Below are 9,120 nucleotides of genomic sequence, written 5' to 3' on the forward strand. Positions count from 1 at the left end.
GAAGATGCCTGACGCGGGAAAATCCGGCGTGAGGTCATACAGGCCGTTATTGACGGCACAACTCCAACAGAAAAAGGAATGATCATGGCTGCAGTTGATAATAATAAAAAATCAGGCAATACCAATACCAGTAGCGCCGGCAATACCGATAAAACTAACAGTGGCACTCCCGGCAATACAAGCGGAGCTGATGCTACTGCTTTTCAGGCGCAAGTGCAGGAACTAACCAATGTTAGCTTGGAGGCGACGAAAAGGAGTGTCCAGTTGCGCACTCTAACGACCAATCTCCAGACCATCAAGAAGGCCGCCGACGAACGCGTTTCGTAATGTCGGAGGCGGGTTTTAGACTGCCCCTTAGCGCGTCTCCTTATTGACGCGACGTAGTCCCGAAATGAGCCGCATGGCAATTGCCATGCGGCTTCTATCCTGTTTGAGAGATGCTCTGTGGATGACGCCGTTTCCCTCCGTTTCGAAGTGCGTTCGGGGCACTATTGCGGTCTGACCGGCAAGACGGATCTTCAAAAGTGTTTAATCGGCAGCGGCTTCGATGCCGATTTGGTCTTTGTCGAGCAGGGACTGGCACCGCATCACCTTCGTGTAACTCTTCTTGGCAAGTCGATCGAACTGGAGGCGCTTGCACCCGGAATCAGTATCGAGGGCAACCGGAATATCGCCGCAGGCCAGTCCGTTGTTGTGCCCCTTCCTGTCGTCCTGCTCGTAGGCGAGATGTCCATTGCTTTGTCCGTGCAGGATGCAGAGCCGCCTGGTTCGACCGGCATACCGCGCCTACCGATCGGTGTGCTCGCCATGGTCATAATCAGCTCACTCGGGATCGGCGCGCTTTCAGGCACGATCTCCTATCTTGGCAATGCAAGTGGATCGAGCCCCAATTCACTTCGGGCTGAAGTCGCGTCCAGAACGATCAGTCACCGCGCTGACAATGAACTTACGGAGGCAGCGGCCCAAGAGCTGCAGGAGGAAGTCGATCGAGCGGGTCTTCTCGACGTCAAGATTGGGTCGGCAAAGGGTGTTGTGACCGCCGAAGGCACCGTCACGTCTGAATCGGTCATCAGCTGGCAGAAGCTTCAGCAATCGTTCGATCGTCGCACCAAGGGTACTCTAACACTGGTGAACGGAGTGCTCATCAAAGAGGAGAAGGCGCCATCCGCAATCGCGGTCGAAGCTGTGTGGCATGGGGTCCAACCATATATTGTCATCGACAGCGAGAAGTATTTTGTCGGCGCCATTTTGGCTGATGGATGGGTGGTCGAACGTATTGAGGACAGCCGTGTGCTGCTGAGCAGGAATGGCCGCATTGCTGCTCTCCAATATTGAAAGCTCGCAGGCCCCATCAAGCAGCACTCTATGGCCAGCCAAACATCCTGCCGCGCTCGGTGCTGACAAGCTGGCTGCGTTGGAAACATTTGCTGCCCAGCCATTTCGCGCCTGCTTGTGGCTCTCATGCAGGGTCACGCGCTGGCCAAGGCTGAGGCGCCTTCGGAGTTCGAAAGCCACGTTTCATGGCGTAACAGCAGAGTAAGTCTCAACCGATTGCAAAGGTGTCTCGATGGCCAACGTCCTGCGTGACTTCATCAAGCGTGCGCCGGCCAGCCCGGATTTAATGGTTGCGTTGATGCTGCTTCTGGCTGTCGCGATGATGGTCATGCCTATCCCGGTCGTGGTGGTCGACGCCCTGATAGGATTCAATATGGGGTTGGCCATACTGCTGATGATGGTTGCCCTGTATGTCAGTACTCCACTTGATTTTTCCTCTTTGCCCGGCGTTATTTTGATTTCCACTGTATTCCGTCTCGCGCTCACGGTCGCAACGACGCGACTGATTCTGGCCGAGGGGGAGGCCGGCAGCATTATTCATACTTTTGGCGATTTCGTCATTTCAGGCAATATCGTGGTGGGTTTCGTCATATTTCTGGTCGTCACCATGGTGCAATTCATGGTCCTCGCGAAGGGTGCCGAACGGGTGGCAGAAGTGGCGGCGCGTTTCACGCTGGATGCTCTGCCGGGCAAGCAAATGGCGGTCGACGCAGAGCTACGCAACGGCCACATCGATGCCAACGAATCCCGCCGGCGGCGCGCCGAATTGGAGAAGGAAAGCCAACTCTATGGCGCGATGGACGGCGCGATGAAATTTGTGAAGGGCGATTCCATCGCCGGGCTGGTGGTTATCTGCATCAACATGCTGGGTGGAATTTCGATCGGCCTGCTCTCCAAGGGCATGTCCTTCGGCGAGGTACTGCATCACTACACTCTGCTGACGATAGGCGATGCATTGATATCGCAGATTCCGGCCCTTCTGCTCTCCATTACTGCGGCGACCATCGTCACCCGTGTGACTGGGACGGCGAGGATCAACCTCGGTACAGAAATGGTCAGTCAGCTCACGGCCAGCACTCGAGCCTTGCGACTGGCGGCCGGCGTCCTGGTTGTAATGGGGTTCGTTCCTGGGTTTCCCCTCCCCGTCTTTCTGATGCTGGCCGCAGTGTTCGCTGCGGTAAGCATTGTCAAGGCTGATGTGCTGGGCGCCGGCACTGCCGATGCGAAAGGTGGAACTGCAGCGGAGCCTAAGCAAGCCGCGCCTGCGAAGGAATTCCCGATCGCATTTTTTCTAGCGCCAGATCTTATGCAGGCGGTCGATCAAGCCGAATTGCAAAAACATATTGGGCGCGTTTCGCTCCTGGTCACAGCCGATCTGGGCATTATCGTTCCTCGCATCCCTGTCTTGGTTGACGAGCAGCTGCCTGCATCGCAATTCCGAATTGATGTCGAGGGCGTGCCAGTCGAACAGGACGCCTTAGATCCAAACCAGATGGCGCTCCGAGCCGATGTAGCGCACGTCGACTCGAGCGGTGTCCCCCTTAGACGTGAGCCGAAAACGGACAGACTCCCGGTTGAACATACCCCTGCAAAGGCCCTTACGGGCGCCGGCACGGAGCATAGGGCTCCCGGCGAACTCCTCGCCTTGCGCGTCCATGCAGCGTTGACCCGCTACGCACCGCGATTGGTGGGCATCCAAGAGACCCGACATTTCCTGGGCCGAATGGAGCAGGAATATTCTGAGCTTGTGAAAGAGGTGCTACGCACGACGCCGATTCCTCGGATTGCCGATGTTCTGCGCCGCCTCCTGGAGGAAGGTATCCCAATCCGCCACACCCGTCTCGTGTTGGAGGCATTGGCCGAATGGAGCGAGCGTGAGCAAAACGTTGCCCTGCTGACGGAATATGTCCGTTCTGGTTTGAAGCGACAGATCTGCCACCGCCATGCCAACACGGAGGGCATAGTGTCCGCCCTGGTCGTCGAGCGCGAGAGCGAGGATGTGATGCGTGGCGCGGTTCGAGATTCGGATGCAGGCCCCTATCTCGCACTGGAGGATCGGCAAAGCGAAGCGATGCTATCACAGATACGTCAGGTCCTTTCGAACGCAGAACCGGGTCAAACCCGCCCTATTCTGTTGACGTCGATGGATGTCCGACGTTTCGTCCGCGGCTTTCTGACGCGAAACGGGGTTGATCTCGCCGTGCTGTCTTATCAAGACCTCGCCTCCGACTTTACAATTCGCCCCGCAGGATCCGTCACACTCCCGCACGGATCGAACAGCGGATTGTTAGAGTAGTCCCACCTTTCCTAACTGAACGCCACGCGCCTCCCCGATAACTGAGAGATAACATGAATAGTAATACAGTTTCTCCATCGCCTATGTTTCTGCGCCGGAACTCACTTCTTTTTGCCGTACTCGCCATTCTGCCTTTGGGCGGTTGCGCCAGCTGGCAAAAGCCGGCTCTTTCCGTGCAGGAGACATCTTCCCCCGAGTTGCTCAGCGCCGATCAAATCGATCCGGCTATGCGCGAACGCATTTTGCGCGAAGTTGGTCAGGATGTTCAAGAGCGGGCTTTGCGGGATGAGGTGAAGCAGCACCCGGACAATGTTGATGCGGCGATACGACTTACAAATGCCTTGGTGGGCCAGAAGCGCCCGCACGAAGCGGTTGAGGTGCTCGACAGCGTCTTGGTTGCAGCCCCAGGAAACGTACGTGCATTGAATGCGAAGGGCGTGATTTTGGACATTGAGGGGCGGCATGACGCGGCACAGGCCCTGTATCGGCGAGCTCTCGAAAACGAGCCAGGCAATCAGATGGTGCAGCATAACTTCAATCTGTCGCTTGCCTTTAACGGCAAGTCCGAACAACCAAGGTTAGCACGATCGCAATAGGTGGGCACAGTGCATGCGCAGCCTGTTCCCCGGCTCGAACACGCGCTCGGCTCCCATCATAGATGGCCCCCTGAAGAGAGCCATATCTATGCAAAACAGTTGCTCCAGATCTGGCCGGCAGAGATCGGCAGGAGAGCCGGATGACATCACGCGGCCACCCGCAAGGCCACCCGCCTCGCTTCGTTGCCAGAGCGCCCTCTCCCTCGCCGGTCACCGTCTCGCAATGCGGCGACCTGGCTTAAGGCGGTCGACCGAGCGCCCGATGCAGTAGCCATGAATACGTAACGCAGCGATGGACCCGCCGGATCGTGTCGCGCTTGTGCTGGCCGTCCCTGCCATTACAGCACGGTGATTGTAGCTGGATCATATTCTAGAGGCATCGATGGTGTGGATGCCTTCGATCCAAACAATCGATTTGTTGAATTCGTCCGCCTGAGGAAATTAGCTGCGGCGATCCGACTTCCGACGCCTGCAGGCGCAAAACCAACAGCGTGAGCGCTGCGGGTCCGGATGCAGGCTGCAAAGTGCAATCACCAGCGCTGATAAGCGGCAAGTGAAGAATGTATCGCTCGGGCGACTCCTGTGTTGTGCACGGTTGCCCCGCGAGGTGAACTGTAGCAGCTTGGCAGCTCAGCGTTCACGAAAGGAGAAAAGATTTGGGGCCAAGCAAAGACCGGCTTTTTTGATTGTCTTGCTGTATCGCTATGGTGGGGCGGGCGCGACCGCTCCCATAATTCAATACGCTGCCTTTAGCGATGGACGATGACGGGATGCGTCGCCGAGACTTCAATGGTGGAGGAGCAGCGCACCCGTCGATCCATTTGCTTTCAGCGGCAACCGCCACTATGTAGCGACACTTCGCCCAACTGTGTTTCAAGCTGCCCGGAGAAGTTTATGACAGAAGAACCCCACAAGACCGACATCCTCATCGAGCTCACTGCCGATGTTGTATCAGCCTACGTCTCCAACAACCCCGTCCCGGCGGGGGAGCTTCCTGCCCTGATCGCCCAAGTGCACGGGGCTCTAAACGGCACGGCTGGACTCATACCGGCAGAAGAGCCTGTGCCTGTAAAAAAACCTGCTGTCCCGATCAAAAAGTCGATCGAACCGGACTACATCATTAGCCTTGAAGACGGCAAGAAATTCAAATCGCTAAAGCGCCATCTGGCGACGCACTATGGTCTGACCCCAGACGAATATCGCGCCAAATGGGGTCTGCCGTCGGATTATCCCATGGTGGCGCCGAATTACGCCGCTGCGCGCTCCGCCTTGGCCAAGACCATGGGACTCGGCCGCAAACCGAAAGAGCCGGAAGCCCCAGCCACGGCGCCGGCGAAACGGACCCGCAAGAAGGTCGCAGCCTAAATCCGTATCAACAGTCGTTCGGACGCGCAGCAGCCGTAGGCCCAATCTGCGCGGAATCAAAGGGCGGGGATGAGCCCCGCCTTTCCCGTCCAAGAGCCTCATTTCCAGAGTAATTCATGATGGCTCCAGCAATCCCTGCCGCGGCATTAACTTGCATGCTCCGGCCCGGGTTTCGAGCCGTCAATGCGTTCCGGCGATGACGAACCTTGTCAAGGCTTTCCCGGACCGTTAGCCAGCCTTGCTGAGGCTGCCTGCAGAGGACTTTCCCGTGCGGCGATCCTGTTCCACCTCGTAGTTGATCTTCTGGCCCTCATTAAGGGTCGACAGGCCCGCTCGTTCAACAGCGGAAATGTGGACAAAGACATCCTGACCGCCGTTGTCAGGCTGAATAAAACCAAAACCCTTCGTGCTGTTGAACCACTTCACCGTTCCAGTCGCCATATCCATTCCTTTGTAATAAGTCGCAACTTAGGCAGGCCATTCACGCCAGCCTGATTTGTACACGAGACTTTAGGCGCATCAAAATCGGAAAATTGCAAGGCCCACTCGATCGCCTGATCTCCAGCAGCAACTGCAACATATGCGAGGCGCGTGCCAGACGAGGCGTATGCCAGACGTTTCGTCGTGCGCTGTCGCTCGAACGTTGACAGAAACAATGACACACCTTGCAAACTCGGCACATCTTGTGGACGTGCTCGGGTCGCTTCTCGACTGCGATACCCGCTCCTGACCGGGTATCGTCGGCCAAAATGAGGGTTTTTGTCATGTGCCGCCAGACCGAAAGATCAGGCGCGCAGCGACCTGCACATTCAAACCGGAACCCGCGAACCTCGATTAGCTTCTGCCTGCTCCGAAGGGCGGTAGCCTGCTCTGAGGCGGGCCACTGTCGGGTTGAAAACCAACTGTCGGGTTCGGAACCCCAGATTGTCGGCAAGGTACGCGCCGCCCACTGGTTGGCCAAAGGGGCACTGGCTCCTGATCCTGCCGCCATGCTCGCCCGATCTCAACCCGATCAAGACAGGTCTGCTCAAAACTCAAGGCGCGGCTGCGGAAGAAGGCGGCCAAAACTTTCGACGCTCTCTGCGGAACTCTCGGCGATATCTGCCAGCTGTTGGAGCCAAATCAAAAACCATTAATTGCGACAGGTGATTTTATGACATTCATTGCGAAGAGGCCAGAATGAACAGCGGAAGAGAGTAGCAGCTCTCTGGTCGCGGCGAGGTGGATCGTCGACACGATCGGCACCTGGCCCGTGCGGGGATCGCACCGCAGCCAGCACCAGAGCCAGATCTTGACCGCTTGCCTTGCTCAGGCGCCACAACAACGAGTGGCTGGAAGCAGATCCACGTGAACTCAGCGATATCGATCAGACGATGCTTACCCTCATGAAAGCCGATCCCGACGCTGTCCAGCGCCGCGAAATCCTGACCAGCATATGGCGCATCGGATGCCACCGCCTGCACACTCACCATCGACATGCCGGAACTCGGAACCAAAGGCCGCAAGCCTCGCCGGCCTCGGCAAAATGGAGCGGCCGCGCCTTCATCCGGGGCGGCCGGGCCAATGTTCGCCAGGCCCTCTACATGCCCGGCCCTTCGCCCTGCGCTTCAACCCCGACCTCAAGGCAAAATACCAGGCGCTAAAGGCGGCAGGCAAACCCGCAAAGGTCATCATCTTGTTGCGAAAGCTCCTCATCCTAGCAAACGCTCTCCTCAAGGCGCAGCGAAAATGGCCCCTAAAACCCTTGACCGAAACGGATACCTTAGCCTTTCAGGTGAGGCGGGCCGAGATAGACCAACCGCGGGTTTAACTTCGCGAGTTTAAGCTGATTATGCCGATGCAACTCTAGCGCCTGCGCGACCGTTTTAGCTTCCATCAACAAGGCGGCAGGGTGGGAGGAAGTACCCTCCCCTGCCGCGAACAAGCTTTGGACAAAGCCCCACCTTGTCCGTAATGTGATCGGGAGGCCGGGGCGCGGCGGTGCTCAGCGGATGTGACGCGCGAGATCTGCGACCCTACCCATCAGCACTTCCATCGGTCCTCGCTGGAAGACGCGCAGCCAAAGCACCGCAAAAGTGCTGATAACCACAACGAAGCCAAAGAGCGTGGACAGGCTCTCGTCTTTGAAAATGTTTATCTTCATAAGATAGGCTATTCCCGCAATGTGCAGCACATAGGCCGTCAAAGACATCGAGCCGACTGCGATTATTGGCCAGACCAGCTTTCGCAGACGCGGGAGCGCATCCACAGCGAGCATGCAAGCCGCCAAGATGATCATTGCGCAACCGGTGCTGCCCACGATCGAAAGCGTCGTTTCGCTATGAGGTGCGGCTATCCATGACGACTTGACTATAAATGACGACTTGGAAGGCTCAAAAGCGCCGTCAACGTCAGACCACCACAAGGAGGTTTCAGTCAAAGCGCGGGAACTCAGCGCGAGCAAGGATCCCCCATGGCCCAACACGGCCAGCGCGACCCCCGCCAGACCAAGGCGCCAATGCGCTGCTAGCGTATTAAGATTAAGGCGCGCGATGGCCATGCCAGCGATGAGGAAAGGAACCCAGGTCACCGCGGGATAGTAGCCGTTGACCATGAGGTTGAAGACCGGGTCGAGGAGGTTGGGGGCAACCGACAGAAGGGAGGAACGGACTTGCGGGAGAACTAATGCCGTAGCGGCAGCGATCAAGCCCAGCTGATATGCGCTGAGCCGATGGAGCGGCAATACCAACAAGAAGCAAATTCCGTAGTATTCTAGGATGACTTCGACCTGGGTACCGAGGCAGCCCAGGATTGAGCCAAGCGCGAGCAAAACAAGGGCACGAATTGCGACTCTGGCGATGGCCTGTCTACCGGCTATCCCCGACTTCGGCGCCTTGCGACCTGTAATCAGGAGGATTGAAAAACCGGCCAATACGGCAAACAGGGCCGACGGCCGCCCATGGGTTAGTTCCATCAGAAACCCGACTAGTCCTCCTTCGCCGGGGTCGGGACCGAGATGGGCGGCATACATCCCGAAGACAGCCAGGCCCCGAGCGAGGTCGATGCCGACCAGCCGATCTACTACCGACCCATTCCTAGCGTCGGCAACCGGTGCCTTCATTACCATGGTAGATTCCCTTGTTGGGTGTGTGGATCGCGGGAGCCGCGATAGGAGAGCCGGTCGGCTGCTGCCGTCGCCTCGTGAAAGGGTTCAAAACATCGCGCCATCTGGCGCATCGAGCCGGCGACAGAGCTGTTCAGCCATTAGCCTGGGGTAAGAACAACAGATCGGCTCACAAAGCCTGTGTCACGGACCTGAAAAGTGGTGTCGCGGAACCGTCGTTTTTTGCATGATGGCTAAGCCGAGAGATCCACTGCACCGACGAGAGACTCAGCGACGTTAGATATCCGATCAGTACGCCGCGGCTCCGCCGGTGACGATCACCCCGGGTGTCAAGGCCAGGGCGTAAACCTGCCATAATCTGTGGTAGTGCGCCCGCGACCAATCCGTTCGACAAAGCTCGGCGCATGGTCGAGCCAATCATATTC

The 9,120-nt window shown here is 57.6% G+C and carries 7 protein-coding genes; 5 read left to right on the forward strand and 2 right to left on the reverse strand.

The window, feature by feature from the left end; all coding sequences use genetic code 11:
• Positions 1-84: 84 nt before the first annotated feature.
• The 5 genes from EN906_RS38250 (at position 85) to EN906_RS12990 (ending at position 5,592) form a co-directional block, all read left to right on the forward strand.
• Entirely contained in the window at positions 85-327 is a 243-nt protein-coding gene (locus EN906_RS38250) for a nodulation protein NopA (protein WP_224570034.1), read from the forward strand.
• Between the two features lie 117 nt (positions 328-444).
• Complete coding sequence (locus tag EN906_RS12975; protein ID WP_127248571.1) at positions 445-1,335, forward strand: hypothetical protein; 891 nt, start codon at positions 445-447, stop codon at positions 1,333-1,335.
• Between the two features lie 232 nt (positions 1,336-1,567).
• Positions 1,568-3,631: a type III secretion system export apparatus subunit SctV gene (sctV, locus tag EN906_RS12980; RefSeq protein WP_127270994.1), complete on the forward strand. Its 2,064-nt coding sequence runs from the start codon at positions 1,568-1,570 to the stop codon at positions 3,629-3,631.
• A gap of 53 nt (positions 3,632-3,684) precedes the next feature.
• Positions 3,685-4,227, forward strand: a complete 543-nt coding sequence (locus EN906_RS12985; protein WP_082826568.1) for a tetratricopeptide repeat protein — start codon at positions 3,685-3,687, stop codon at positions 4,225-4,227.
• Positions 4,228-5,121: 894 nt separating this feature from the next.
• A complete protein-coding gene (locus EN906_RS12990) occupies positions 5,122-5,592 on the forward strand; it encodes a MucR family transcriptional regulator (protein WP_024505385.1) in 471 nt (156 codons plus the stop codon).
• Positions 5,593-5,820: 228 nt separating this feature from the next.
• Here EN906_RS12990 and EN906_RS12995 read toward each other — a convergent pair whose 3' ends face one another.
• A complete protein-coding gene (locus tag EN906_RS12995; RefSeq protein WP_008874821.1) occupies positions 5,821-6,033 on the reverse strand; it encodes a cold-shock protein in 213 nt (70 codons plus the stop codon).
• A gap of 1,543 nt (positions 6,034-7,576) precedes the next feature.
• Positions 7,577-8,698 carry a DUF418 domain-containing protein gene (locus EN906_RS13000; RefSeq protein WP_024505387.1) on the reverse strand — a complete coding sequence of 374 codons (1,122 nt, stop codon included), beginning with the start codon at positions 8,696-8,698 and terminating at the stop codon, positions 7,577-7,579.
• Between the last annotated feature and the right edge of the window lie 422 nt (positions 8,699-9,120).

The sequence above is a fragment of the Mesorhizobium sp. M7A.F.Ca.CA.004.06.1.1 genome, from assembly GCF_003999135.1.
Classification (GTDB): domain Bacteria; phylum Pseudomonadota; class Alphaproteobacteria; order Rhizobiales; family Rhizobiaceae; genus Mesorhizobium.